Genomic DNA, 26,398 nt, shown 5'->3' on the forward strand with positions numbered 1-26,398 from the left:
GGAATTCTGCTGCCGCTGTGGGCGGCCACCAGTTGGTGGTCGCCCACAGCTGTTCACTCAGTCATTGAGCGCGATATCCAGGTATGCCTGTAGGGGCTCGAAGATCCCGTACGGGACGTATGCGGGGATCTCTGCAAGCGCCACCCACGCCAGTGCGTCCAGTTCTCGTGGGTCACCGACGGCAGCGGTGCCGCTGACGATCTCGCAGGCCATGTACGACATCCATCGGCCAGTCTCTGGGTGGACGCGCTCGCCGAGGACCTTGATGGCGGCCACGTTCAGCCCCGTCTCCTCGGCGGTCTCGCGGACAGCTGCTTGCTCGGGAGACTCGCCGGGCTCGATCTTGCCCGCCGGGAACTGCCACACAAGCTGGCCCTCGCTGACCCGGCGCCGGACCATCAGCACCCGACCCTCTCGGATCACGATCGCGGCAGCGACACCTGGCGGCCCGTCTGAGGGCGGGAGCATCGGCTAATCCCTCTCCGACGCTGAGGCCGCCACGGGGCGGAGCAGGTCGAGGACGTGGGTCCAGTTGTACTTGTCGCGGCCCCCGCCGGCCTTGGGCCTGTGCGGGACGTAGTCACCGATCAGGACGCCCATCGACCGGAGCCGGGCCAGGCTCTCCCCGTACGCGGGGTGGGCAGCTTGGGCGGAGTTGACGTAGGGCTGGACGGCCACCGGGATGCCGAGGCCGTACGCCTCGCAGAGGATGCCGAGCGCGAGGGTGTCGGAGATGCCGGCAGCCCACTTGTTGATGGTGTTGAAGGTGGCCGGCGCGACGGCGATCGCGTCGGCCGGGGGCAGCGGCTGGGGGATACTCGGCGTGCGCCAGGCGGAGCGGATCGGGTAGCCGGTCTGGGCTTCGACGGCCTCCTGGTCTATGAAGCCGAGTCCGTTCGGGGTCGCGATCACGCCGACTCCCCAGCCCTCGGCCTGGGCAGCGGTGATCAACTCGCCCACTCCGTCGGCGATGCCCGACGCGCAGACGACGACGTAGAGGAACGGCTCGCGGTGCTCGGTCAAACCTGGACTCCCAACTCCTGGCAGAAACGGCGAAGCTCCGGGACGGCGCCGCGCCGGTCGCGAGCGGCCATGTCACCGGCCAGCTCGAGCACGCTGGGCCGCCGGCGGATGTCCTCCGAGGCACAGCTCTCCGCGATCCTGAGCGCTTTGTATCCCTCCGCCAGTCTGCCCTGCTGGCTGTAGGCCCGTGCAGCCTCCACCCACAGTGCTGCCCGGCGCTCGGGGACCGGGATGCGCCTGCGCATCAGGGGCTGGGCGGCTTCCAGCGCCGTTCCCGCGTCGCCGAGGACGACCGAGGCGCTCACCGAGTGGAGCGCGACGTTGGTCGGACTGAAGTTCGCCCATGCTTCGGGGCCGTCGAGGTCGACGTAGCGGGCGACCTCCTGAGCCTCGGCGAGGAACTCGGCGGTGGTGGCACGGTCGCCGCCTGCGCTTGCCGCCGTGACGCCGCGAAGGAGCATGAGCCCCAGCGCGGCGAGGTACTCGGGCGCGCGCCGGTCGTAGCTACCGGAGAGCTGGTCGGCGGTGTGCCGGATGAGGGTGACGGCTGGCGCGGTGTGCCGGTCGCGCGCGAGGACGTGCGCCTGGACGCGGACGCTGGAGGCCATCACCACGGGGTCGGCGCTCCGCTCGGCCTCGGCCATGGCACGGCCGACCGCGAGCCAGGCGTTGCCGTGGTCGCCGAGCTTGAGTAACAGGCTCACCGCGGTCTGGTACGCCGTCGCGAGGAGCCCGGACAGAGCTTGATCGCCGCCGCGGGCGGCGTCCTGGGCCTGGCGAAGGTCGGCGATCAGCGACGGCAATGCGCCTTCGAGCTCGGCGTACCGGCAGGTGTAGAAGAGCCTCCGCGCCTGGGAGAGCCGGGATGCGAGTGCCGCCACGGGTTGTGGTGCGTGCTCAGTTGGAACGGGTCCGGGCAGCAGTGCCTGGACCAGCTCTATCCCCACGCGAGGAGTAGGTGTCGGGGCCGCGAGCGCGACGACGCTCGCGGCCAAGAAGTTGCGACGGTGCATGTCGTCCGTCCTGCTGTCCGCACTGGTATGGGAGGACAGGCCGAGGCTTCCCAGCGGGATGTCGAGCACAGCTGCGACAGCGCGCAGGACGTCGATGTCCTGCGTTCCCTTGCCGCTCTCCAACCGGCTGATCTTCGACTGGTGGTAGCCCAGTTCGGTGGCCACGTCCGCCTGAGACCGGCCGCTCAACACTCGTGCGCGGCGGATCACCTCTCCGATCCCACCCGCAGCGGAGTGTCCTTTGGCCGTCCGCGACATGGCTTCTCCTGCCAATGCTGATCCTGCCCTGGCGAGCCGAGCGTAGCCGCACCAGGACAACCCGTCATGCACGATCTGCATGGATCATGCACGCGGAGCCCATGCCCTAACCGTGGTGCATCGAGATGGAGTTGTCTGGTCGTCAGCAGCTCGACCACCCTCGCAGCTTGCGGTTCCCCGCTCCCGCATGACCGAGGCCCATCTGCGGTCTCTCGCATGCGCGGCTTCACCCAGTGACTAAGGAGAAGCGCCGATGACCCTCCGCTCGGACGCACAGAGGGGCGACACTGCGCACCAGCGGGACGCAGTGGCCGTTCCTTTCGCTTCGGAAGACGGCCGGGCGTCGAACGCAAGCGCGAGCCACTCAGACCGTGCTGCCGCCCGTCGCGAGCGCCTCGCCACCGCCGGCACCCACGCCCGAGAGGTCCTCGACCGCCACCAGTTCGAGGACGGCCGGTGCAGCGACGGCTGCGGCCCCTGGCCGTGCAACAGCGTCGTCAATGCTGTCCAAGCCTGCGACGGTCACCGGTGACCGCCTTCACCCACGCTCGGCGTATTTCGTTCATCGGCACCAGGCGTGACCACGTCCCACCAGCCCGAGAAGCCGTCGTCCGAGTCGCCCGCTCGTGGGGGATCGACCCGACTTCGCTTGGCGACATCGCTCTGGTCGCCGACGAGCTGCTCGCCAACGCGGTCATCCACGCGCCGGGGAGACTGCTCGCCGGCATTTATCTGTCACCGGACGGGGACCGGGTGGTGATCGAGGTGTACGACCCTTCGCGCCGGATGCCCACCGGCGCCGCGAACTTCGGCAACGACGAACTGACCACCGGTCGAGGCATGCTGCTGATCGAGGGCCTGTCGGAGACCTGGGGCGCGGAACCGACGACCCATGGCAAGAAGGTCTGGGCCGAACTGGCGGTGCCCGCTGTCGCGGTACCCGAGCACCCTCGCTCGGCCCGCCGGGCGGCACTCATCGCCAGCCTCGTCCGCACCGACCGTCCCAGGCCCCGTCCCCACACGCCCACCTGGCCAAGCGCCCGCGCGTACAAATGGTTCTCGCAGCACCGCTCGCCGCGCGCCTACCGACTCCGCCCGTGCTGGTCCAGGCGCACCGGCCGGGCGGTGACGGGGGCCGGTCGCTCTTTCCCCCGGGAGCGGCCGGCCCCACCCCGTCCGACTCGCGCGGAGCAGCCGTGCTCCACCCGAACTCTGCTCTACGGAAGGATGGATGGATGAGTGACTGGGAGTTCGTGAAGGACAGAACGGCCACGCAGGGCGCGGTGTGGAGGTCCGCCGACGGCCTGCTCTACAAGCGGACTGGCGGTGAGGATCTGCGGGTTGAGACCGAGTTCCAGCAGCTGGCCGCCGGCCTTGGTTACCCGGTGCCGGAGATCGTCGACAGCGGCTCTGAGAACGAGAGCTACTTCGTCATCGAGCGCGCCATCGGCGACAGCTCGCTGCACGAGGAGGCGCTGGCCGACGCCAGGCAGGACGGTCAGGTTAGCTACCAGGTGATCAGCACGGCAGCGGCCGTCGCATCGAAGCTCATGCAGGCCCAGGCGAGGCACCCCCTCCCGGTTACGCCGTGGTTCGAGAAGGCGGCCTTCGCGGCAGAGGTCTTCGAGGAGAACCCGGACCTCGACACCCCGCGCGTCCACGAAGCGGTCAAGCACGCCCTCGACCGGCTGGCCCAGCTCCCGATGGTGCACGGACATCTCGACTACGGCCTACCCAACGTCCTCCAGGCCGGCGTCATCGACTGGCAGCACCACGGACCGGTCCCGCTCGGCTACGACGTCTACCCCGCGCTCGACATCGTGGCCTTCAAGGGCGGAGGCAAGGGCTACAGCATCACCCCGGAACAGCGCGCCGCCTACACCGGCGCACTCGACGAGACCACCGCATCCCTGATCGGGCAGCGGGTGAGCGAGCACCTGGGCGACTTCCTGCTCGTCAAGTGCTTCTTCTTTCTCGCCCTCATGCGGCCCGCCGACCCCACACGGCACGACAAGCACATCAAGTGGCAGTACCGCCGCACCCTCTTCACGATGGGACTTGATCAGTATGAGTCGTCCAACACGATCGACACCGGCACCTTCCCCACTCTGGAACGGTTCACCGCTGAACACCGGTAGGCCGGTTCCCACCGTTCGCGACCGCGACTACCTGATGGACCACCACGGAGTCGTCTTCAAGGTCATCGGCGACAGCCACCCCGGCAGCCACTACCTCGGCTACGTCAAGTACCACCCCGACGAGAAGGGCGACCGCCGGCTCTTCGACCGGACCTACCGGCAGAACAGCGTCGTGTCGAAGTCCTTCGGCATCCTCGCCGGCAGGCCGGAGTGCTACGTCTACTCCGACACCCTCGGCTGCGTCATCACCGGCATCCCGCGCGAGGACGTGGCCGTCCACTACTCCTGCCGCCAGGCCCTCGCCGCCATCCACGAGGACCCCGGCGCGGTCGCCGACAACCCGGCAGGCAAGGACCTCCTGGCGATCACCGAGTGGCTCACCGCGAACGACGCCCAGGGCCTGACCGGCGTCACCGGCTCCTTCCTCGTCGGCTGCTTCAACGAGCGCTCCGACATCGACCTCGTCTGCTACGGACCCGAGGGCTACCAGGCCGCACAGGAGCTCTTCCAGCAGACCGACCTGATCCGGCCGTACGACGGAGACGACCTCACCCGGCTGTACATCCGCCGGGCCAAGTACATGGAGGGCAGCTCGTTCGACGCCCTCATCAAGCAGGAACGCCGCAAGCTCCAGGGACTCACCGCCAACGCCGGCGCGCACATCAACTGCGAACCCATCCGCTCCGACCGCGACAAGACCTTCGCCCGGATCTCCTCCAAGGAGATCGGCGAGATCTCCCTTCTCGCGAAGATCACCGACCACGCCGAGGGCCTCACCACCCCGGCCGTCTACGGGATCAAGGTCAAGACCATCCTCAGCTCGACCATCGACGAGGCCGACTCCTTCGCCCGCCGGATCACCCACATGCGCTCGTACCTCGGCGCCTACACCGGCGCCTTCAGGTCCGGCGACACGGTGCACTTGTCCGGCAAGCTCGTCCACACCCAGGACGGCGAACACAGCGGGTTCGGCATCGAACTCACCCCCTGGACCGTCAGCGGCTCCTACGTCGCCAACCTCGCGGGATAGGAGCCTCGTCTTGCCCCTGCTCGTCATCCGACACGCCGAGTCCGTCGAGAACGCCGACAAGTACAACGGCTTCTACCAGGACCCCCGCCCCTACAGCGGCCCTGCCGCGCACGCTATCTCCCGCACCATCGTCGGCCTGACCCCGCGCGGCTTCCTGCAGGCCCAGTGGCTCGCCGGTGTCCTGCCGGGGCTCGCCGGCCCCGACCCGCACGTCTACACCTCGACCTACCGCAGGGCGATCGACACCGCCGCGATCGCCCTGCCGGCCCTCCCCGATGGCTGGCCCCGGCAGACCGCGCTCCTGGACGAGCAGCACTACGGCGACGCCACCTACATGACCAAGCGCGAGCTCTACGACAGCTACCCCGCACTCGCCGAGGACCGCCGCCTGCGCAAGCACATCTGGACCGCGCCAGGCGGCGGCGAGTCACTCGCCGAGGGCGTCCTCAAACGGGCCACCGAGTTCGCCGCTCTCGCCCAGGCCGAACTCCAGGAATCGCGCACCGTCGTCGCCTTCACCCACCAGACCGCCGCGGTGGCGCTGCAATCCCTGCTCGAATTTCGCAGCCTGCCCGAGATCCTCGCCGAGGAGCGGAAGGGCAAGATGCCCAACGCCGCGATCCTCCACTACGAACTGCGAGACGGCCGGTTCACCCGGACGGGAACCACTACCCCGCCGATCTAGGAGGAGCCCGTGCGACACCTGTTCCTCAACGGGCCCGTCCAGAACGGACCCTTCACCTTCGACGCCCGTCCCGGCAAGGCCGTGGGCATTCGCCTCGCCGCCGCTCTCAACGCCATCCTGGGCTTACCGCCCGCACCCCACCTGTGGAACACCGTCACCCTCGCAGGAGACCTCCGCCATCGCCAGGCCGACGGCCCGAAGATCCCCCGCCAGCGCTTCGAGGCCGACCTGATTGCCGCCAAGTACACGTCCGGCCAGTCCCCGGTGGGCGGAATCCTGACCGACACCGACGCGGAGGTCACCAACCTCGCGCTGGCGATGATCGAGAACAACCTCCGCGCCGGCACCCTCACCATCAGCCGCGAGACCGTCCCCACCTGCCGGGCCTGCGGTCACATGACCGGCACCGGAAGCCACCCCTGCAACGCCTGCGGCAGCACCGACACCGAGGACCGCACGGGCCGCCACCTCGTCGCCGAACTCGCGAAGGACCGCCCCGTCCTGGACCGCTCGGACATCCACGCCAGCCACCGCCAGCAGCCCAAGCACCTCCAGCACACCGCCGCCAACGTCGCCCAGCGCCTGATCCTCTCCCGAACCCGTGACCACGGCATCGACCTCTCGCCCCTCGGCCTCAACGGCCTCGTCCTCGACCCACGCGTCGGTATCCACGCCACCGTCCTCGCCGCAGCGCGCCGACACGAAGCAGACACGGCCGTCATGACCATCACCGAGAACGCGGCCAACCACGTAGCCGCCCATGGCCAGCACTTCCGTGCGTACGACGGCATCCGCCTCCAGTACGCCCTCCATGGCCACCTCCCTTACGACCACACGGCCAGCTTGCAGCCACTGCATGAGGCGTACCGACCCACCCAGGAGGTCAAGGACGGCTTCGAAGCATGGTTCCTGCCGCTCTTGTCGCTGAGGAGTAAGGCCGTAACCCGACCGGATCAGCTGCCCGCGCTCTTCAAGCACTACATGCGGGCACACCTGGCCAAGCCTGTTGCACTCGACGAGGCCGCCTTCGAAGCCGTTCAGCGCTCGGTCTCCGCCGGTGACACGGAATGGATCACGAACAAGCAGGCGCTGGCCAACGTGATGGCTGCCTGCGGTATAGCACCGGCCGCTGCCGCGGAGATCTGGCGATCGGCTCCGACCTGCCGGCTGTCTCGGCTTGAACGCCGTCCGGGGCGCCCCCTCCTGAACGCCTGATCAGGGGAGCGCCACCCAGGGTTGACCATGTACTACAGCGACCCGAGCGCGCCTCCGTCAACTGCCTCGTCGTTGACGAGCAGGGCAGGGTGATCAAGCTGCGTTCCCGTCCTGACGGAGGCGGCCCTGGCGCTTGTCGACTCGGAAGCTCTGCTTCCCTTTCCCGCTCTGTGGGAGGCAGCCGGTACGGTTGTCCTGGCGTGTGACCCGGGACCGCGGGTGGCTAGGCAAATGAAGGGCAAGTGATCGCAGGTGGCGAGTGGGCGCTTGACCTTGTCGTGGGTCGGCAGGGACGAGGCTTTGCTGAACACAGCGGATGGCGGATACGAGTGGGTTTCCCGAGAAGATCCCCGGATCACTGAGGTCCGCCTCCTTCGTGTGACCGACAAGACTGGCGAGGTCGCCGGAACTCCGGCAGATAACTTGCTAATCCAGGGCGACAGTTACGAAGGCTTGCATGCCCTCGCCCGCAACCCCGAATATGCGCAACAGTACCGGGGTAAGGTTAAGCTGGTTTATATTGACCCGCCCTTTAATACCGGTCAGGCGTTCGCGAACTATGACGATGCGCTCGAGCATTCGGTCTGGTTGACGATGATGCGAGACCGGCTCCTAGTTATGCGGGACCTCCTTTCGCAAGATGGCTCCATTTGGGTGCACTTGGATGATTCGGAAATGGCCTACTGCCGGGTCATGATGGACGAGATTTTCGGCCGCTCGAATTTTGTCACAAGCATCGTCTGGGAGAAGTCAGACACCCTAAAGATGGATGCTCAGCTGTTTTCGTCGCGCCACGACACGATTCTGGTCTACCGGAAGACGCCCAAGTTTAGTGTCAATAGGGTTGGCCGCAGTGAGATTCCGTCGCATTACAATAAGGTGGACGAAGATGGCCGCCACTACTGCACGATTCCGTTCAAGGCGACTGGGCCGGATTCAACCAGGGAGGCCCGGCCTACGATGTATTATCCGATGATAGCGCCTGATGGGTCCGAGGTGTTTCCCAAGCTTAGTGGCGGAAGGGATGGCCGATGGGTCTGGAAGCGCGAAAAAATGGAAGCGGACATTCAGCGCATCGATTGGGTTAAGGGGAGGGCTGGCTGGAACCCTTACTACCGCATTTATGCAGATGCCGGCATCGGGAGCCCGCCCGATACTTGGTGGAAGAATGCCGAGGTGGGTAGCAATAGGGGCAGTAAGCGGGAAATTAAGAGCCTATTTCCGGAAACTGCGCCGTTCTCTACCCCTAAGCCTGAGCGTCTGATCGAAAGGGTTCTTCAGATCGCCAGCAATCCTGGTGACGTTGTGCTCGACTGTTTCGCTGGCTCTGGCACGACTGCGGCGGTCGCACACAAGATGGGACGCCGCTGGGTTACAACAGAGATCCTGGCTCAGACGGTAGATACCTTCACAGCCCCACGGCTGGCAAAGGTGGTTGCCGGAGACGATACCGGTGGCATCACCAAGGCTGTTGGTTGGGAAGGTGGAGGCGGCTTCCGGCGCCTCCAGGTGGCACCGTCCGCGTTTGAGATTGTCGACGGCCGGGTATTTCTAGCCGAGTGGGTTCAGGGTGAGGATTTCGCTGCCGTGGTGGCTGCCCAACTGGGGTTCAGTTATGCATCGCCCTCTAAGGGCGACACATTCTGCGGGCGGCGCGGTCGAGCCCGTTTGGCCGTCGTGGACGGCGTCGTCGACGAAGTCGTGGCCCGAGGCGTCATTGGGCAACTGGATGACGGAGAGTGCGCCGTTCTTGTGGGGCGAGGTCTCGTGCCCGAAGCTGAGACTCTCGTCCGTGAACTGAGCCCTGGGTCGAAGGTCTTGAAGGCCCCGCGTGATCTGGTGCGCCGTGGGAAGGTTGTGCGATGACCTGGATCCCTTACGACGCTGGCCTCGTGGACGAGATCTCCGCCAGCCTTGACCTTCGGACCCCTAACGCTGCAGCAATCCATGCGGTTGCCGAGGCTATTGCCGATGGGGATGGCAGAGAGATCGTCTGCGACTTGGCGACGGGCGTAGGCAAGACTTACATCCTTGTGGGCCTGGTGGACTACCTGTCCGCCCAGGGGGTTCGCAACATTTTGGTGGTCACTCCTGGTACGACGATCCAGGACAAGACGGTCTCTAACTTCACCCCTGGGCACCCGAAGTACGTCGCGGGCGGCGACGTCGAACCCCTGGTGATCACCTCCGAGAACTTTGCGCGAGGGCAGGTAGGCGACGCCCTGCATGACAGCGCTGCTACGAAGCTATTCGTCTTCAACGTGCAACAGCTGATCCGGCCCAGCGATAAGATCTCCCGCCGGGTCCGCGCGCAAGACGAGTTCATTGGCGCCGGTCTGTACCAACATCTCCAGCAGGTCGATGACCTGGTGGTGATTGCGGACGAGCACCACGTTTACAACGCGAAGGCCAAGGCGTTCAATCAGGCGATTGCGGAGTTGGGCGCCAAAGCGGTTGTAGGCCTGACTGCGACGCCAGCGCCGGGAGTTGAGCCGATCTTCCAGTACTCACTGGCCGAGGCCATCGCTGATGGCTACGTCAAAGTCCCGGTGATCGTCTACCGGCCGGACGGCCGTAAGGACGAGGAGACGGTACTGGCGGATGCCTGCCACCTCCTGCGGATAAAGGATGCGGCGTGGACTGCCTGGGCGGAGAGCCAGGGCAAGCCGCCAGTCCGGCCCGTGCTGTTTGTGGTGTGCAAGGACATCTCGGACGCCGATCGGGTCGCAAACCGTCTGACCGCCGATGACATGTTCCCTGGCGAGGGACAGGTCCTCTCCATCACCTCACAGTCCAGCGACGTCGCGTTGCGTGCTTTGGAAGCGGTCGAAGAACCGGATTCCCCTGTGCGTGTCGTAGTGTCGGTGAACAAGCTGAAGGAAGGCTGGGACGTCAAGAACATTGGCGTCATTGTCGGCCTCCGCGCCCTCGCTTCCGAGACTCTCACCGAGCAGGTCCTTGGGCGGGGATTGCGCCTCCCCTATGGGCGTCGAGTCGGCACACCGATGGTCGACTCGGTGGACCTGGTGGCCCACGAGTCCTACCGGCAGCTGCTAGCCAATAAGGAAGCCCTCCTGCAGAAAGTCCTGCCGGCCGGTGGCGGCGACGTGGATCAGGATCGACCCCAGCCAACCGCCGCCCCAGGTGCACCGAACTCAGGTACCGCGAGCGAGCGAGCGCACCAGGACATGCTGAGTTTCACCTCTCGCCCTCGCGTCCTGGGCGACGACATGGTGGACGGCTCCCTGCTGCTTCAGGTCGAATCGATGGACGCGGTGGTCCATCAGGGTGAGCGAGACAAGAAGGCTGTCGCTACTCTGCGCGCCAAGGTCGCAGGAGCGCCCACAATCCGCTTTCCACGGCGAGAGCAGGAGATTCTCCCAGTCCGATTCTCCTTTAGCTACATCACCAACGCCGCAGCGAGGGCCGAGGGCGCCGCTTACGCGCATGAGTTCAAGGTCACTCTTGCCCGCCAAGCGGTCGAAGCCCAGCGAGGGGTGGATGGCAGCGTCGGTGTGCGCGTGACAGCAGCGGAGTCCGTAGACGCCACCCAGAAGCGCATCCCCATCACGGCGCTTCGTAAGGATCTCTTCGACCGTATCTGGAACATCGGTCACGTCGACGAGACGTTCGCCGAATCGAACGCGGCCGAGCGCGTCGTCCGTGAGTTTCTGGAAGGCGCCGGTGTCATGGCGGAGGGTGTCGAACACGAGTGGGGGCAGCTGCGGGCCCAGCAAGCCGTCACCGCGCTCGGCAAACTTGTCAAGGCTGCGTATGACAACCGAAAGCTCCAACCGACCTATGCGTTCCGACCCGTCGATGTGCCAACCATCCCTCCGCCTTCGATGCCCTCGAACGTGGTGAGTAAGTGGGAAAACTTCCGTAAGGACCTGTGGTATGACGGTTGGGAGCATTCCATCGAACCCGTCGCGCAATTCGATGCTGGCAGCACCGAATACAAGCTCGCGCATCTCTTCGACGGAAGCCCGAGTGTCCAGTGGTGGCTGCGGAACTACGACCACAGCCCAGTCTGGATCGAGCGGGACAACGGGAAGAAGTACTATCCGGACTTCATCGTCCTAGATGTCCATGGCACGTACTGGGTTGTGGAGGGCAAGGCCAACGACCGGGCGAACGATGTGGAAGTGCTCGAGAAGAAGCGGGCAGCCGAGGACTGGGCTCGCTTCGTGCGTGACGATGGCAGGTTCGGGACCTGGCGATACATTTTCGCTACTGAGAGGACGATCAGGGATGCCAGCAACTCTTGGGAATCCCTCCTCGCTCTCGCAAAGCCTGAGTAGCTAGCCTGTGGCATGGCCGACGCGATTAGGACGGCGAACCAGGCGCGGAGAGGCCACATCGACTGTCGGCCGATAGGGCCGCCCTGCGTGAGCGATGCGTGAGCGATGCGTGAGCGATGCGTGAGCGGACGGGGTGGCACGTGCCGGCTCGGGCGGGATCGTGGATCACGGAGCAACGTTCTGACCTGCGGGTTCATCACCAAGTGGTCGATGGCGGCAGCAGCCATCATGATCACTCCCGGGCTCGTAATGCGTAGGTCTCGGGTTCGAATCCCGAAGGCGGCTCCATAGTGAACCCCAGGTCAGGCCTCTGACCTGGGGTTCACTATGGAGCGACCTTGGGATTCCGGCTATTCGGACATGCGCGTTCTATGCATCGAAATGCGTGGGTCGCAGATTCGCCCGCTGTCGCCAGCGAGTCTTGGCAAGCCGCTGACCTGAGGTTTCACGGGCTAAGCTGAGAACCATGCCAGGAGCGTGACGCCTCCGGTGGACAGCTGGATGGCGTCCCTTGTCGTGGTGTAGCCGATCAGGGTGGGGTGGTGCGCCGGGGGCGTGTGCCCGGGTAGCTTCCGCTCCCTGTCGACAGGGTGGGCCACCGTGCAACTCTCCGTTGTGAACGGGCAGTTCAACGTGGGAGGTGCAGGGTGGCCCTGTCTCAGCATGACCTACTCCGGCTGCTGGAGTCACTACGTTCGGCAGACGGCCTGGAACTCGTCCGCTCGGTGGCCGAGCGGATGCTGCAGGAGCTGATCGAGGCCGAGGCCACGGCCAGGATCGGCGCCGAGTGGAACGAGCACACCGACGCGCGCACCGCTCTTCGCAACGGCCACCGCGACAAGACGCTCACCACGCAGGCCGGCGACCTGGGGCTGGGCATCCCCAAGCTGCGGTCGGGCAGCTTCTTCCCCGTGCTGCTGGAGCGGCGCCGCCGGATCGACCAGGCCCTGTTCGCGGTCGTGATGGAGGCCTACGTCCACGGCGTGTCCACGCGGTCGGTCGACGACCTGGTCAAGGCCCTGGGCTCGGACACCGGGATCTCCAAGAGCGAGGTCTCGCGGATCTGCAAGGACCTGGACGGCCAGCTGTCCGCGTTCCGCCGGCGGCGGCTGGACCATGTCCGCTTCCCCTACGTCTACCTCGACGCGACCTACTGCAAGGCCCGCGTCGAGCACCAGATCGTCTCGCGGGCAGTGGTGATCGCCACCGGCATCACCGAGGACGGCGGCCGCGAAGTGCTCGGCGTGATGGTCGGCGACAGCGAGAGCGAGGCCTCGTGGACCGCCTTCCTGCGCTCCCTGCGCGAACGCGGCCTGGACGGAGTGCGGCTGGTCATAGGCGACCACCACCTCGGGCTGGTCGCAGCGATCCGCAAGGTCATGCTCGGCGCCGGCTACCAAAGGTGCAGGGTTCACTTCCTGCGCAACGTCTTCAACGTGATCCACAAGGACGCCGCCGAGATGGTCGCCGCGACGATCCGTACGGTCTTCGCCCAGCCCAATGCCGGCGGGGTCCGCAGCCAGCTCGACACCGTCGCCGACATGCTCGGCAAGCAGTTCCCCAAGGTCAAGGAGATGCTGCTGGAGGCAAAGGACGACCTGACCGCGTTCGCGGCCTTCCCCGAGCGGCACTGGAAGAAGATCCAGTCGACCAATCCGCTGGAGCGCATCAACCGCGAGATCAAACGACGAACCGACGTCGTCCAGGTCTTCCCCAACGACGACGCCCTGCTCAGGCTCGTCACCGCCGTGCTGTTCGAACTGCACGACGAATGGATCGCCTTCCCCCGCCGCTACCTGCCCGAAGGCAGCATGGAAGTGCTCTATCCTGCCGAGCTCCCGGAAGGCGCCCCCGCGCTACCCAACACCACCGATGATTGATCGGCTACACCACACCAAGGGACGCGATCGACAGCTGTGCGTGATGTTTTGTCAGGAGCTTCTCGCTGCTCCTTGGCTCTGTGGTCACTCGGGGGACCGGAGGTCCGTCTACATCGGCGTTGGAACTGTACTGTTCCGATAATCGCAGGAAGCGTCGCGAATGCTCGCGATACGAGCCTGGTTGTTGCCCCGAGTCGTGTTTAGCGCCGGATGGCGAGGACCTCGACCTACGTCCGCGATGAGTCACCGCTAGCCGCTGATTGCTTGGCCGACTGGCCCTTCAAGGTCGTCGCTGAGCATGACGACGCGCACACCTGCGTCAGCACCGCCACGAGCGGGCCTCGCCCGCACGCGAAAATGGGGCCGGGCTGGTCCGCGTTCGCGGACTTGCCCGGCCCCCTGGGGTGCTCTGTCCTGCTGGGGTTAACGGGCCTTCAGTTGGGACTGGTTTCGACCATGCAGCTAGTGTTCGAGTCGGTCATGTAGGCGGTGGCAAGGTCTTGGTAGTACTGGTTGTCGGGGTACCCGTTGGCGAGGTCGGCTGTTTTGACGGTGTTGCTGCCGGCGTCGGTTGCGCTGCCGTCGGTGGAGACAGCGGAGGCAAAGTCGATGATGCCTTGGGCACCGATGTTGCTGCCGGGGCTGGTCGTCCCACACTGGGTGCTGGGAGCGGTGTTGCTGAGCAGGTCTGCGTTGACTGTTTCGCGTGCCTGTTCCAGCATGCCGGTCATCGGTGTGGCACCTGGGGGGATTGTGGCGATGTAGACGGCGGTGGACGACTGGTTGTCGTCGTCTTCGTAGTAGGAGGTGATCTCTGAGGCGAGTTGGCCGAGCTTGGTCTCCACGCCGCTGGCGCAGATCGCCACGGTGTCACTGCTCGGGCAGGCCAGGAGGTCGCTGGTGCCGGTGGAGATCAGGACGGTGTGGACGTTGGCCTGCTCCAGAACGGAGCGGTCGACCGGGTTGGCTGCGTTCCCCGGAGCTGGGGCGGCTGCGGCGGGGATCAGGTTGTTGCTCGGCGACGAACTGTTGGTACCGGCGTTGAGGATTCCGTAGTCGACCTGCTGGTCCCCGTTCTGGTTGGTGACCAAGGCGTTGGCGATGTCGTCGCTCAGGAGGCTTGTGCCATTGCTACTGGCGGTGTCGGAGTTGACGCTCTGGTCGCCGTAGAGGACGAGGGCTCCCGGTATCACGTTGTCCGCCAACGTGGAGACGTCCAGGCCGTTCAGGTACGGAATGCCGCTGATGGCTGAGAGCTTGTAGCCGCCGCCTGTGTCCTGAGTGGCGTTGCCGTTGCCTCCAGCGCTGGTGTAGATGGGTGTTTGTGCTTTGCCGTGGCCGGACATCTGACTCATGCTGGCGTTGATGTCGAGACTGACCAGGACGGTGGCCTGGGACTGCAGGGCCAGTGTGAGTGGGTCGCTGACGGCGTCGGTTCCTGCCGGGAGTGTGATGCTGGCGTTGCCGTTGAAGGTGATCGGAGTGATGGTGCCGGTGGTGTTGGCGCCGAGCGCGGTCGGGTCCTGCAGGGCGATACTGGCTGCGTTGACGGTCACCGGCGAGGTGCCCGTGGCGTTGGAGAGGTGGACCCTGACCAGGCTGTTGCTGTCGGTGCCGATGCTGACCTTGGCAGGAATGCGTAGGGTTTGGTCGGCGACTGCTGCGGTGGTCCCGGTGTTGTTGCTGATGGCGCTGGTGTCGTTCGCGGCCTCCCAGGTCCCTGTGTAGTGACTGGTGAGGTTGGAGTTGCTGTCCCAGCTGTTGGAGCTGGGACGGATGCCCAGGCCCAGGATGTGGAGGGATTTGAATCCGCCTTGGACGCCGTTGGTTTGCACCGGCAGGCTGATACTGGCTACCGGAGTGCCGGAGCACTGGAGCGGGACGCTGATTGCGTAGATGTGCAGCGGAGTAGTGCTCTGGGTGTTGTTGCTGGCGTTGCGGTTGGGCAGGGTGACGGCGGCAGTGCCCGCCAGTCCTTCAGCCCAGTCGGGAACCGTGTCCAGCGTGTAGTTCTGGCCTGCCGTGCAGCTCTTGCTGGCCTGGTAGGTGAGCTTGCCGGTGACACCTGTGACGTTGCCGGTGGTGGAGAAGGCGAGGAACACCAGTGCGTTGCCGCTGTTGACCACGCCGGGGGTGTTTGCGGGTACGGTGACCGTCTGCCCGGAGGCCAGCATGTTGTCGTGCTGCCCGGTACCGAGGTTGGGCAGGGCTATGGACGCGCCGTCGACGGTGACGTTGCCGCTGGTGCCGCTTCCGTCCGGGCCGGCCACGCCATTGTTGATCGGCCAGCCAAGAGCGGAGAGGTCGGACTGGTTGAAGCTGTAGCCCCAGCCGTCGGCGTTCGCGGTGGTCACCTTGGCTGGGCTGGCAGTGTAGGTGCTGAACGCGGTGTTGTTGCGGCAGCCGGAGGTGTCGTTGATTGTGCAGGTCAGCACCGGTGAGAGCCGCAGCACGTCGATGCCGGCCTGGATGCCGGTCGAGGCCGGGTCCTGACCGGTCAGCGTCAGTGTGATGGTGTGCACGCCCTCGGAGAGGGTGATCGGGGTCCCGCTGTTGTCCTCGGGGAAGCCGAAGTCCACGTACGTCGTGGTGGCGAACGGGCTGTAGGCGTCGAAGGGAGTGGTGGTCATCTGCGCCGGCTGGGTGCCGCCCGCGTCCAGGACGAGGTTGTAGCTGCCGAAGTCGGATGACTTGGTCAGGCTTGCGCCTATGTCCCAGGAACCGGTTGAGGGGACGTCGAAGGAGAAGGTGGCGCTGTCCCCGGAGGCTACCTTGGTGCCTGCGGAGGTGTTGTTGGCCAGCATGCCCTGCGCGCCGTCGGCCAAGGTGAGGCCGGTGGACTGGGGCTGGGTGATCAAGTGTCCGCCGATGCTGGTGGTGGTTGCGGCGGGGACGGCGGTGGTGGTGCTGTCAGTGTTGGTCGCGGTGTAGCCGGTGACCATTTTGTCGCCGTACGCGTATGTCGGCGCGGTCGCGCCGGCGTAGAAGAGATACGACGTCTCGGCGGATGAGGTGCCCGCGTTGTTCACAGCCTTGACATACACGGTGTGGGAGCCGATATCGGGGATGGTGATGCCGAGCGTGGCAGTGCCGTTGGTGACGCCTGCTCCGGTTCCGTTGGCGTTGTCCGCACTGGCGAAGTAGGTCGTGCCGGATGTGATATTTGTGGAGCTCGTGAGTTTGGGCACGCTCGTCGTGTAGGACGAGTTCGACAGGTCGTTGTCGAGCGAGAACATGTAGCCAGCAACCGTGTTGGAGTGGTTGTTGCCGAACGTGAACGTCCCGCGGGTGTCGTAGGCGGCCCCGATTTGGCCGACAGGGAACTGTGGCGAGGAGACCGTGGGCGGCGCGGGTGCCGAGGTGTTGATAGTGAACGTCTGGGTCGGAGTCCAGACGCCCGCACCCGTTCCCACCCACAGGCCTGACTTGTTCTCGGCGGTTGCCTTCCAGGTGTAGGTGCCGTCCGGTAGCGAGGGCACCGTGTAGGGCAGGCCATGCGCGGTGTAAGTGCTATTCACGGCGTAGGCGACCTGAGTGCCCGCGGAGTTGTAGACGTGGTAGTCCATGACGACCAGGTCGGTGTCCCCGGAGTGCTCGTAGGCGGTCGCGGACAGCTTCGGGGTGTTGTTCCAGGTGACGTTCTGGCCGAAGTCGGTCGCGACCGGTGTGATCTTGGGGGCGCCGGTCCCGTTGGTGAGCTGCGGTGGGAAGCTGTAGGTGATCGAAAGACTGGCGCCGCCGCCGTACCCGAGTTCCTTCCATTGCGTGGCATCGTTCATGTTCACCGACTGCACCATCAGCGTCATGCTGTTCCAGCCTCCCTGCGCGGCGCTCTGCACCCGGGACAGGACGTTGAAGCTGAGATCGGGCGGGCTGACATAGGAGCCGGTGCCGTTGGTGACGGGACAGACACCCGCCTCCTCGCTGGTGGGGGGCGTACCGAGTTCACCGGTCTGGATGGTGGGCTCATGGCCCCAGTACAGCGACGAGGAGTTCCACCCGCCCGGGTAGGTGGTGCCGTACACGGTTGCAGGCGTCGCGGAGCAGGACGCTGCGGACAGCTGGGTCACGCTGAGCGTCGCGGTGAATACATGGGCCCCGATCACGCCGGCGGTGTCCATCTGGTAGTAGGTGCGGGCCCGCTCACCGTTGCCGGGGTTGTCGTTGTCCCAGCCCTCGCGGGCGTTGGCGTCGCCGCTGGTGGCAGTCGAGTTGTAGACGTTGTCCCCGTTGTCGGAGATCCGCGCCCAGTCGAGCTTTGTTGTGGGGCCGCCCCACTCCGGGTCGACGAACACCGGATAGCGGGTGGTCTTCGCCTTCAGCAGATCCTTGTTCAGGCTCAGGACCTGACGACCGTTTTGGAGGCTCACGCCGATCCGCGCCTGGTGGGATCCAACATGCTGGGCGGACTGGATCTCCGCCTCGGCGGCTGCGACCCGTGATACGGCGGCGGGCGCTGCGGCCGCTCGGGACGCGGTGCTGTGAGCGCGTGTTGTGGAGGCGCTCGACGACGCGGCTGGCGTCGTGGACGCCGTGTCGCCGGTGCCGCTGCTGTCCCACATCAGCGCGGTGTCGCTGTGGAAGACCACTTGCTTGGTACTGGTATCGACGGCCTGGGCACCGCCGTCCTGAGTGGTGCTGAGCGTGACGTGCTTGGTGACGGTGCCCAGCGACAGACTCTGCAGCTGGGGGTCGGAGGCCGCAGACGCAGTCTTCAGGACCAGCATGGAGCTGTAGCCGGAAGCATCCGCCGTCAACTGCAGGTCCACGTCGGGGAAGACGTTGGGATAGGTGGCTGTGCTGCCGGTGACCACCGGGGCGGGCAGGGCCGTGGGCCAGGTGAAGCCGAGGGAGTCCGGGCCCGTCTCCAGGGTGGCCATGCTGGTGGTATCACCAGGCGAGAAGGTCACCCCAGTAACCGTCGCGGAGGGAGCGAGCATCCCGTTCTTCAGGCTCAGCGTGGTGTTGATCGGCACCCAGGTGCCGTTCTGCTCCACACGTTGCGGCATGGAGTTCACAGTGCGGGTCAGCGTCCCGTCGGGGTTCGCCTGGACCAACGTGCCAGTGTCGGTAAGAGCGTCGACGGTGACGGGCTCGCCGGTAGCTGCGGCCTGCTGGAGCGCCTGCGCTGTCGGGTCGTCAGCGTCGCTGTCGGACGTGGTCTGGTCGGACACGCTGTTGGACATGTACCCCATCGGGGCGTCCGTCGCTGCATGCGCGATGCGTGGGGTAGGTGGTGCGGACATCGGCGTTGCAGCCCCGGCCGGCGCCGCTTGGACGAGGGCCGTTGCCGCCAGGAACACGGCGACAGCCGCCGCTCCCGGTCGCAGCTTTCGGTGATGCATGGTCATGGCGTTGAAGTGCGCCCTTTCCAATGGGTTTGCGGCACCCCCCTTGGGGTCCCGCACCGTTCCTGCATTCTGTGCAGCTCCGCCTGAGGGGGTCCATCGGAATGGGATGGGAGGACCCATAGCTGCGGTTTATTTCAGATGAGTTGGTAGGAGATGGGCCTTTTCCGCAAGGCTCTCCATGTGGAAGTTTTATGTGGCCTTTACCTACGGTCGGCCGCGAAGCCTTAGCGTGAGTGGCTGTTGCGCTGTGGACGACCGTGGTGTGGCTGGTGTGTGCCTTGGAGGCGGTCGTGCGTCCTCCTGGCGGTGAATTGGGAGGGGATCGCGCACCATGGTGCGAATAGCGGTTTGGGGACGTACGAAGGCTGCCGGACCGCGCAAGCTGACTCGCGGGACCGTGCTGGCCACAGTCGGGGTTCTGGGCTTCGCCTGTCTGGCCCCCACGGGAACCGCCGCTGCGCAATCGGCGGTTCACTACGGTGCTCCGGCCGTCCACAAGGACAAGACGATCCCATTCACCCTGGAGAGGCCCAGGAGCGCACCCGCGCCGAAGGATCCCGCGCAGTTCAACCCGTCAGGTCACACGGCCTTTCCCGCCGCCGGCAGCGCCAGCGTCGTGCTCGGCTCGGCCGTGACGTCTAAGTCGACAGCCGCCGCTGGGTCTGCGGCAGTGGTGGCTGGGGCCGCGCGTCAGGCGGGGAAGCTTCCGGTTTGGCTGACACCACTGAAACCCAGCGCGGTCGAGCAGGTGAAGGTCACCGTCGCGAGCCAGGCTACGACCACTGCTCTCGGCGTACATGGCCTGCTGATGTCCCTGCAGGCGCAGGGCGCGGGTGGAAAGACGCAGGTCCGGGTCGACCCGTCCTCGTTCGAGTTCGCCTACGGCGGCGACTATGCCTCGCGTCTGCGGCTGGTGGAGTTGCCGACGTGTGCGTTGACCACGCCCTCCTTGCCGGCCTGCCAGAAGCAGACTCCGCTGATGACCACGGCGCCTGGACAGTTGTCCGCGCAGGTCACCCTCCCGGCTGCGATCGCCCCGAGCGGTAGGTCCGCAGACGGGACGCGCTCCGCAGCCGTACCCTCCCCGTCTGCGTCCAGCATGCTGGTGATCGCAGCGGACTCCGGCGTCAGCGGATCGTCGGGCACGTACAGCGCCACCAGCCTGTCGCCGGGCGGTACATGGTCAGAGTCGGGCAACACGGGCGGTTTCACCTACTCCTATCCGATCCAGACACCGCCCGCGGTCGGTGGGCTGGCACCGCAGGTGGGCCTGTCATACGACTCGTCGTCGCAGGACGCGCGTACCGAGGGAACGAACGACCAGTCCTCGTGGGTGGGCGACGGCTGGGACTCGATGAACAACTACATCGAGCGCACATATGAGGCGTGTTCGGACGACTCGTCGACCAACGCGCCGACGGGCGACGGCGACGAGTGCTGGGCGGGACAGCAGTTGACGCTGTCGCTGAACGGAACCTCGACTCCGATCGTGGACGACAACGGGACGTTCCGGCTGGCGCAGGACTCGGCGACCACCAAAGTGCAGATGCTGACGGGGGCGAGCAACGGGACCGCGGACGGGGAGTACTTCGAGGTCACCGAGAACGGTGTGCAGTACTACTTCGGCATGAACCATCTGCCCGGCTGGGCGTCCAAGGACACGGCGACGCAGTCGGCGTGGAATCTGCCGGTGTACCAGGCCCACGCGGGCGTCTCCGCCTGCCCGAGCTCGTCGACGTTCGCGTCCACGTCGTGCGTGCTTCCCTGGCGACTGAACCTGGACTACGTGGTCGACACCCATGGCAACGCGATGGCGTACTACTACGTGCCGGAGACCAACTACTACGGCGCCGACCTGGCGAACACCGCCGTGGCCTACACCCGGGGAGGGACGCTGTCGCGGATCGACTACGGCATGACGTCCTCCACGATCTACTCGGCGACCGCGCCGGAGCAGGTGCTGTTCACCACCGCGCAGCGCTGCACCCCGGGCTCTCCGGCGCCGGCCAACACCTGCTCGGACGCGCAGTTCACTCCGGCGAACGCTTCGTACTGGCCGGACGTGCCGATCGACCTGTCCTGCGCCTCCGACTCCTCGTGCACCAACCACGGGCCCTCCTTCTGGTCACGGGAGATGCTCACGACGATCACCACCCAGATCCAGTTCGGCGGCAGCACCCACCAGGTCGACAAGTACAGCCTGTCCCAGTCGTTCCTCAACAACGGCGACAACGCCCCCACCCCGTGGCTGGGTAGCATTACGCACACCGGCCAGGACACCTTGGGCGGCGCGACGACCAACTTGTCCACCCCCTCGGTGAGCTTCACCCCGGACCAACTGGCCAACCGGGTCGGGACCATCCCGGACATGCCGTCGATGTACCACAACCGCATCGGCACGATCGATAACGAGACCGGGGCACAGACCACCGTCACCTACAACACACCCAACTGCTCCAGCGCTCCGGCATCGAACCCGAAGGACCCCACCGACGCTGCCGCGCAAGGGTTCGCGTCGACGAACACGTTGTCGTGCTTCCCGGTTTACTGGACTCCGACGGGCCAGCCGGCACCGATGATGGACTGGTTCTACCTGCACACCGTCAAGTCCGTCACCACGAACGACACGCACAACACCTACGCCGACGGCTCGTACCCGGAGGAGACGACCTCCTACAACTACCTGACACCGGCCTGGCACTACGACGACAACCCGGTCGTGAAGGCCAAGTACCGCACGTGGGGGCAGTTCCGGGGCTATGCGGAGGTCGACACCACCACTGGTGACCCGACGGTGTTCCACAAGACCAACGGGCAGGAGGTCTACGACCAGCAGACCCTGACCAAGGCTTACTACTTCCAGGGCATGAACGGCGACACGCTGCCTGGCGGCAAGCTCCGTAGCGTCCCGGCCCTGACCAGCCAGGACGGCAGCATCAGCGTCGCCGACGCCGATCCGCTGGCGGGCCAGCTGTTCGAGACCGATACCTACACCAACGCCACCAGCAGGGTGGTGAACAAGACCGTGGTCACCGTGCCGACGATCATCGGCCCGACCGCCTCGCAGTCCCTGACCGGCCTGCCGGACCTGACCGCCACCATGGTCCGCACCGCCAAGACCGTGACCCGCCAGGCTGTGTCCTACGGCTGGCGCACCACCGAGACGGACGCCTTCTTCAACACCACGCTCGGACAGAACACGACCGGTATGACGCTCCAGGTCGACGACCGGGGCGAGGTCGCCGCCACAGGCAACGCAACCAACTGCACCTTTACCAGCTACCTGACCAATTCTGCCCTCGGGCTGGCCTTGCCCGCCGAGGTCGTCACCACCGACCAGGACTGCAACGCCGCAGGGGCCACGCCCAGCGGCAACCTGATCTCCGACACTCGCACCTCCTACGACAGCAAGAACTTCACCACCGACGCCTCCTGCGGTTCGACCTGCGTGGCACCGACCATCGGCGACCCCACCGAGGTGCAGAAGGCTGCCGCCTCCAGCGGCGCGAGCGCCACCGCGTTCGTCACCGAGTCGACGACGGCTTACGACTCCTACGGCCGAACGGTGTCGGTGACCCGCACTCCCGCCTCCACCGCGCCCAACAAGACCAGCCTCGCGCAGACCACCCAGACGCTCTACAGCCCGGCAAGCGGAGCGCCGCCGACTACGGTGATGACCGAGACCCAGGTCACCCCCGGAACCGCCTGCGCCACGCTGACCACGACCAGTACCTCCACTGCCGCATGCGAGGTCACCAGCGACACGATGGACCCGGCACGGGCAAAACCCGTGGCCGAGGTCTCTGCCGCCGGCTTGAAGACCACTCTCGCCTATGACGAGCTCGGACGGCTGACCTCGGTTTGGGAGCCCAACGAGAGTCAGTCCGCGGGAGCTTCGCCCAACCTGACCTACAACTACACGGTGTCGCAGACCGGACCGAACGTGACCGCGACCAATACGCTGCTGGACAGCGGGAGCTACTCGACCAGCGAGTCGCTGTACGACGCGCTCATGAGCCCGATCCAGACGCAGGCCACCTCGGAGAACGGCACCACGGTGGTCTCGGACACCGAGTACGACTCGCACGGCTGGGCGGTGTCCACCGACAACTCCTACGACGTCAGCGGAAACCCCAGCACCAGCTTGGTCTCCGTCTCGGGCCTGTCGATCCCGGACACCACTGTCACCGACCACGACGGCCTGGGGCGCGCCACACAGGTCACCGAGGAGCACGACGCCGCCGCAACTTGGACCACCCGCACCGTCTACACCGGCGACACCACCACCGTCCTGCCCACCGTGCCCTATGTGGGCGGAGCCCTGAGCACCACCCAGCCGCCGGGCGCGGTCGCCACCACCACCAGGACCGACGCGCGCGGACAGACCACCGAACTGGACCAGTACACCCTCTGGCCCACCCTGTCCGGCACCGCCACCACCGGGTTCACGGCCACCGTCGGCACCTCCAAGGCCACCACCTACACCTACAACGCCGCAGGACACCAGACCACCGTCACCGGCCCTGACAACTCCCAGTGGGCATTCGGTTACGACCTGCTCGGACGTAAGACCTCCCAGACCGACCCCGACGCAGGCAAGACGAGCTACGCCTACGACGACGCCGGCAACCAGGTTTCCACCACCGACGCCCGCGGCATCGAACTCGACTACACCTACGATCTGCTGGGCCGCAAACTCTCCGGCACCGACAAGTCGACCGGCTTCGAGTTCGCGTCCTGGGCGTACGACACCCTGCAGATCGGCCAGCCCACCTCCTCCACCAGCTATGCCCCGGGCGTTTCCGGCGGCTACACCGAGGCGTACACCGGCTACACCAGCCTCGGCAAGCCGCTCGGCACGAAGATCACCTTGCCGGCGTCCGAAGCACCGTTGCCCACCACCTACACCACCACCTACACCTACACCGCCAACGACCAACTGCTCTCCACGCAGACCGACCCGGCGGCGGGATTCCTCAGCAGCGAGAAGATCGCATACCAGCGCGACGCGCTGGGCAACCCCACCAAGACCAGCACCAGCACCCAGATCTACGTCGGCGCCGTCACCTACACCCCCTACGGCGAGCCCCAACTGGTTACCTACGGGCCGTCCGACAACCAGGCCTACGCCGACTACACCTACGACGACCAGACCCGCCGCCTGACCAACACCCTCATCACCCGCACCCAGGCTCCCGGCCCCACCGTCGACAGCACCAACTACACCTACGACACGGCCGGGAACCTGACCTCGGACACCGACGCCCAGTCCGAGACCGGCAACACCGTCACCGACCAGCAGTGCTACAACTACGACGCCCTGGACCGGCTCACCAGCGCCTGGACCGCGAACGGCAGCTGCGCCGCCGCACCCACCGCCGGCCCCGGCGGCGACCTGGCCACCGGCGCGGGCAGCTACTGGCAGGCCTACAGCTACGACACCATCGGCGACCGCCTCACCGAGACCGACTACAGCACCACCACCGGCACCGGCACCACCACCAACTTCAACAACGGCTGCACCACCGCCTGCAACGCCACAGGTGCCCAGCCGCACACCCTGACCTCCACCACCGGTGGCGCCACCCCCACCACCTTCACCTACGACCCCGACGGCAACCTGGCCACCCGGACCCCCACCACCGGCAACGGCCAGAAACTCACCTTCAACGACGAGGGCGAACTCGCCGAGGTCGACACCGTCAACAGCGGCGGCACCACTACCGCCAAAACCGACTACGTATACGACGCCAGCGGCAACGAACTGATCCGCCGCGACCCCGGCCAGACCACCCTCTTCGCCGGCGACACCGAGATCGTCATCAACACCAGCACCACCCCCGTCACCGTCACCGGCGCCGTCCGCACCTACACCAGCGGCGGCGCCGGCACCCCCGTCGCAATCCGCTCCTCCCTGGGCAGCACCCAGGTCCTCGACTACACCTTCGCAGACCTCCACGGCACCGCCACCCTGGAGATGGACACCACCACCCAGCAGGTCGCCCGCCAGGAACTCACCCCCTACGGCAGCCCCCGCGCCAACGCCAACGGCACCCCATGGGTCGACCCCACCCGCGGCTACCTCGGCAAACCCCAGGACACCTCCACCGGCTACACCGACCTGGGAGCCCGCAAGTACGACCCCACCCTCGGCCGATTCATCAGCGACGACCCCGAACTGGAAACCGGCAGCCCCCAACAGCTCGGCGGCTACACCTACGCTGCCGACAACCCCACCACCAACAGCGACCCCACCGGCCTGCGCATCTGGGACCCAGCGACCAATATGAACTTCGGGTCGCAGAGCAGCATGAGCCAGTACTACAGCTCGCACCAGCAACAGGTCGAAGCCATTGTCATCGACAACAACCGGGCGGAGACCGAGTACTACGCCTCAGGCGCCTACCAGCAGTACGCAACTGGCCACTCCGACACCATCTGGCACTCCGCAGTCAACCTTGCTGGCGGAGCCGTCGCCAGCATAGTCAAAATGCAGGTCATGACCCTCCCGGGCGGAACGGCCTTGGAAGGCCCCTACAGCAGTCTCGTCGACAGCACGATGGGATCCCTCGGATTCGATACCAAGGGAACCGCCTACGCGGTGGGACCCTACGCACTCCTCTTCGTCCCAGGATTCGGGGAAGAAGACGGGGCAGCCATCGCAGAGGATGCGCTGGGCTGCAGTTTCGCCCCACAGACCCCGGTACTCATGGCCCATGGCAAGACCAAGCCGATTGCTGCTATCAAGCCCGGAGACAAGGTCGAATCAGCCGACCCCACCACCGGCAAGCACCAAGGCCCACGCACCGTCCAGGCAACCCATGTCAACGACGACAACGACCTCGTCGACCTGACGATCGAAACCGCCCCGGGCCACGCCAGCGTCCTGCACACCACAGTCAACCACCCGTTCTGGGACGCCACCCTCCACACCTGGGTCCCCGCCGGCAAGCTCATCCCCGGAGACGCACTCCAAAGTGTGGCCAGCACCGCCCACCCCCACGTCGTCTCCGTCCATGCCACACCCGGCAGCGCCGACCGGTACAACCTCACCGTCCAGCAACTTCACACGTACTATGTACTGGCAGGGACCACGCCGATCTTGGTGCATAACACCAGTGTCGGCTGCCCAATTGGGACTAGTAGCGGGGATCTATTTCGCAGTGATACCCGGGATCCCAATACTATTTTCACCGAGGGTTTCAAGCCGCTGGGCAGCAACATGAACCTTGACGAGCATGTTGCAGGTGTTTCTGGCGTCTATACTCCCGATTCAGGATTCGTCTCCACGACGACAAATGAGACCCATGCCATCAGTCGAGGCGGAAACGTATTCACTATTCGCGGAGCGACTGGTGGAATTGATGTCAACTCGGTAATTCCTGACAATGTTCTAGCTCATGAGTATGAAGTTGCTTTCCCCGGGCCAATTGACACGAGCTGTATCGTCGGCTGCCGACTTCCGGGTGGCGAGTGGCTGCCTAATCCCAATTTTGGTGGTTGA

General features: G+C 65.9%; 14 protein-coding genes. 9 read left to right on the top strand and 5 right to left on the bottom strand.

Going from position 1 to position 26,398, the window contains the following annotated elements; translation table 11 throughout:
* Positions 1 to 57 precede the first annotated feature (57 nt).
* The 4 genes from GXW83_RS02790 to GXW83_RS02805 all read right to left on the bottom strand — a co-directional run bounded on the left by GXW83_RS02790 (position 58) and on the right by GXW83_RS02805 (position 2,805).
* Positions 58 to 468, bottom strand: coding sequence for an NUDIX hydrolase (locus GXW83_RS02790; protein ID WP_182441309.1), 411 nt, complete (start codon positions 466 to 468; stop codon positions 58 to 60).
* A 3-nt stretch (positions 469 to 471) separates the two neighbouring features.
* The gene (locus GXW83_RS02795) at positions 472 to 1,023 is read right to left on the bottom strand and encodes a flavoprotein (protein ID WP_182441310.1); all 552 of its coding nucleotides are present in this window, start codon (positions 1,021 to 1,023) and stop codon (positions 472 to 474) included.
* On the bottom strand, positions 1,020 to 2,294 hold the full coding sequence (locus GXW83_RS02800) for a helix-turn-helix transcriptional regulator (protein WP_182447030.1): 1,275 nt from the start codon (positions 2,292 to 2,294) through the stop codon (positions 1,020 to 1,022). The genes GXW83_RS02795 and GXW83_RS02800 overlap by 4 nt, the downstream gene beginning before the upstream one ends.
* Positions 2,295 to 2,658: 364 nt before the next feature.
* Positions 2,659 to 2,805: a hypothetical protein gene (locus GXW83_RS02805; protein WP_182441312.1), complete on the bottom strand. Its 147-nt coding sequence runs from the start codon at positions 2,803 to 2,805 to the stop codon at positions 2,659 to 2,661.
* A gap of 17 nt (positions 2,806 to 2,822) precedes the next feature.
* Here GXW83_RS02805 and GXW83_RS02810 point away from each other — a divergent pair, with 17 nt between their 5' ends.
* From GXW83_RS02810 to GXW83_RS02845, 8 genes are all read left to right on the top strand, one after another.
* Positions 2,823 to 3,533: an ATP-binding protein gene (locus GXW83_RS02810; protein ID WP_182441313.1), complete on the top strand. Its 711-nt coding sequence runs from the start codon at positions 2,823 to 2,825 to the stop codon at positions 3,531 to 3,533.
* Positions 3,530 to 4,432 (top strand): phosphotransferase, encoded by a 903-nt coding sequence (locus GXW83_RS02815; protein WP_182441314.1) that lies wholly within the window; start codon positions 3,530 to 3,532, stop codon positions 4,430 to 4,432. The genes GXW83_RS02810 and GXW83_RS02815 overlap by 4 nt, the downstream gene beginning before the upstream one ends.
* Positions 4,433 to 4,466: 34 nt before the next feature.
* Positions 4,467 to 5,462, top strand: coding sequence for a hypothetical protein (locus GXW83_RS02820; protein ID WP_182441316.1), 996 nt, complete (start codon positions 4,467 to 4,469; stop codon positions 5,460 to 5,462).
* A 10-nt stretch (positions 5,463 to 5,472) separates the two neighbouring features.
* Positions 5,473 to 6,147: a histidine phosphatase family protein gene (locus GXW83_RS02825; protein ID WP_182441317.1), complete on the top strand. Its 675-nt coding sequence runs from the start codon at positions 5,473 to 5,475 to the stop codon at positions 6,145 to 6,147.
* A 9-nt stretch (positions 6,148 to 6,156) separates the two neighbouring features.
* The gene (locus GXW83_RS02830) at positions 6,157 to 7,362 is read left to right on the top strand and encodes a hypothetical protein (RefSeq protein ID WP_182441318.1); all 1,206 of its coding nucleotides are present in this window, start codon (positions 6,157 to 6,159) and stop codon (positions 7,360 to 7,362) included.
* Between the two features lie 378 nt (positions 7,363 to 7,740).
* Positions 7,741 to 9,228, top strand: a complete 1,488-nt coding sequence (locus GXW83_RS02835; protein WP_182441320.1) for a site-specific DNA-methyltransferase — start codon at positions 7,741 to 7,743, stop codon at positions 9,226 to 9,228.
* Positions 9,229 to 9,254: 26 nt separating this feature from the next.
* Positions 9,255 to 11,663 (top strand): DEAD/DEAH box helicase, encoded by a 2,409-nt coding sequence (locus tag GXW83_RS02840; RefSeq protein ID WP_182441322.1) that lies wholly within the window; start codon positions 9,255 to 9,257, stop codon positions 11,661 to 11,663.
* A gap of 647 nt (positions 11,664 to 12,310) precedes the next feature.
* On the top strand, positions 12,311 to 13,543 hold the full coding sequence (locus GXW83_RS02845; RefSeq protein WP_182441323.1) for an IS256 family transposase: 1,233 nt from the start codon (positions 12,311 to 12,313) through the stop codon (positions 13,541 to 13,543).
* Positions 13,544 to 13,977: 434 nt separating this feature from the next.
* Here GXW83_RS02845 and GXW83_RS02850 read toward each other — a convergent pair whose 3' ends face one another.
* The gene (locus GXW83_RS02850) at positions 13,978 to 18,894 is read right to left on the bottom strand and encodes a hypothetical protein (RefSeq protein ID WP_182441324.1); all 4,917 of its coding nucleotides are present in this window, start codon (positions 18,892 to 18,894) and stop codon (positions 13,978 to 13,980) included.
* A gap of 397 nt (positions 18,895 to 19,291) precedes the next feature.
* Between GXW83_RS02850 and GXW83_RS34760 the strand changes: the two genes are divergently transcribed.
* Complete coding sequence (locus GXW83_RS34760) at positions 19,292 to 26,398, top strand: polymorphic toxin-type HINT domain-containing protein (protein WP_182441325.1); 7,107 nt, start codon at positions 19,292 to 19,294, stop codon at positions 26,396 to 26,398.

It is taken from the genome of Streptacidiphilus sp. PB12-B1b (assembly GCF_014084125.1).
Classification (GTDB): domain Bacteria; phylum Actinomycetota; class Actinomycetes; order Streptomycetales; family Streptomycetaceae; genus Streptacidiphilus.

Excerpts from the sequence above, each read along its gene's own strand:
- GXW83_RS02790 (WP_182441309.1), bottom strand. The coding sequence starts at position 468 with ATGCTCCCGCCCTCAGACGGGCCGCCAGGTGTCGCTGCCGCGATCGTG.
- GXW83_RS02800 (WP_182447030.1), bottom strand. The coding sequence starts at position 2,294 with ATGTCGCGGACGGCCAAAGGACACTCCGCTGCGGGTGGGATCGGAGAG.
- GXW83_RS02815 (WP_182441314.1), top strand. The coding sequence starts at position 3,530 with ATGAGTGACTGGGAGTTCGTGAAGGACAGAACGGCCACGCAGGGCGCG.
- GXW83_RS02820 (WP_182441316.1), top strand. The coding sequence starts at position 4,467 with ATGGACCACCACGGAGTCGTCTTCAAGGTCATCGGCGACAGCCACCCC.
- GXW83_RS02850 (WP_182441324.1), bottom strand. The coding sequence starts at position 18,894 with ATGACCATGCATCACCGAAAGCTGCGACCGGGAGCGGCGGCTGTCGCC.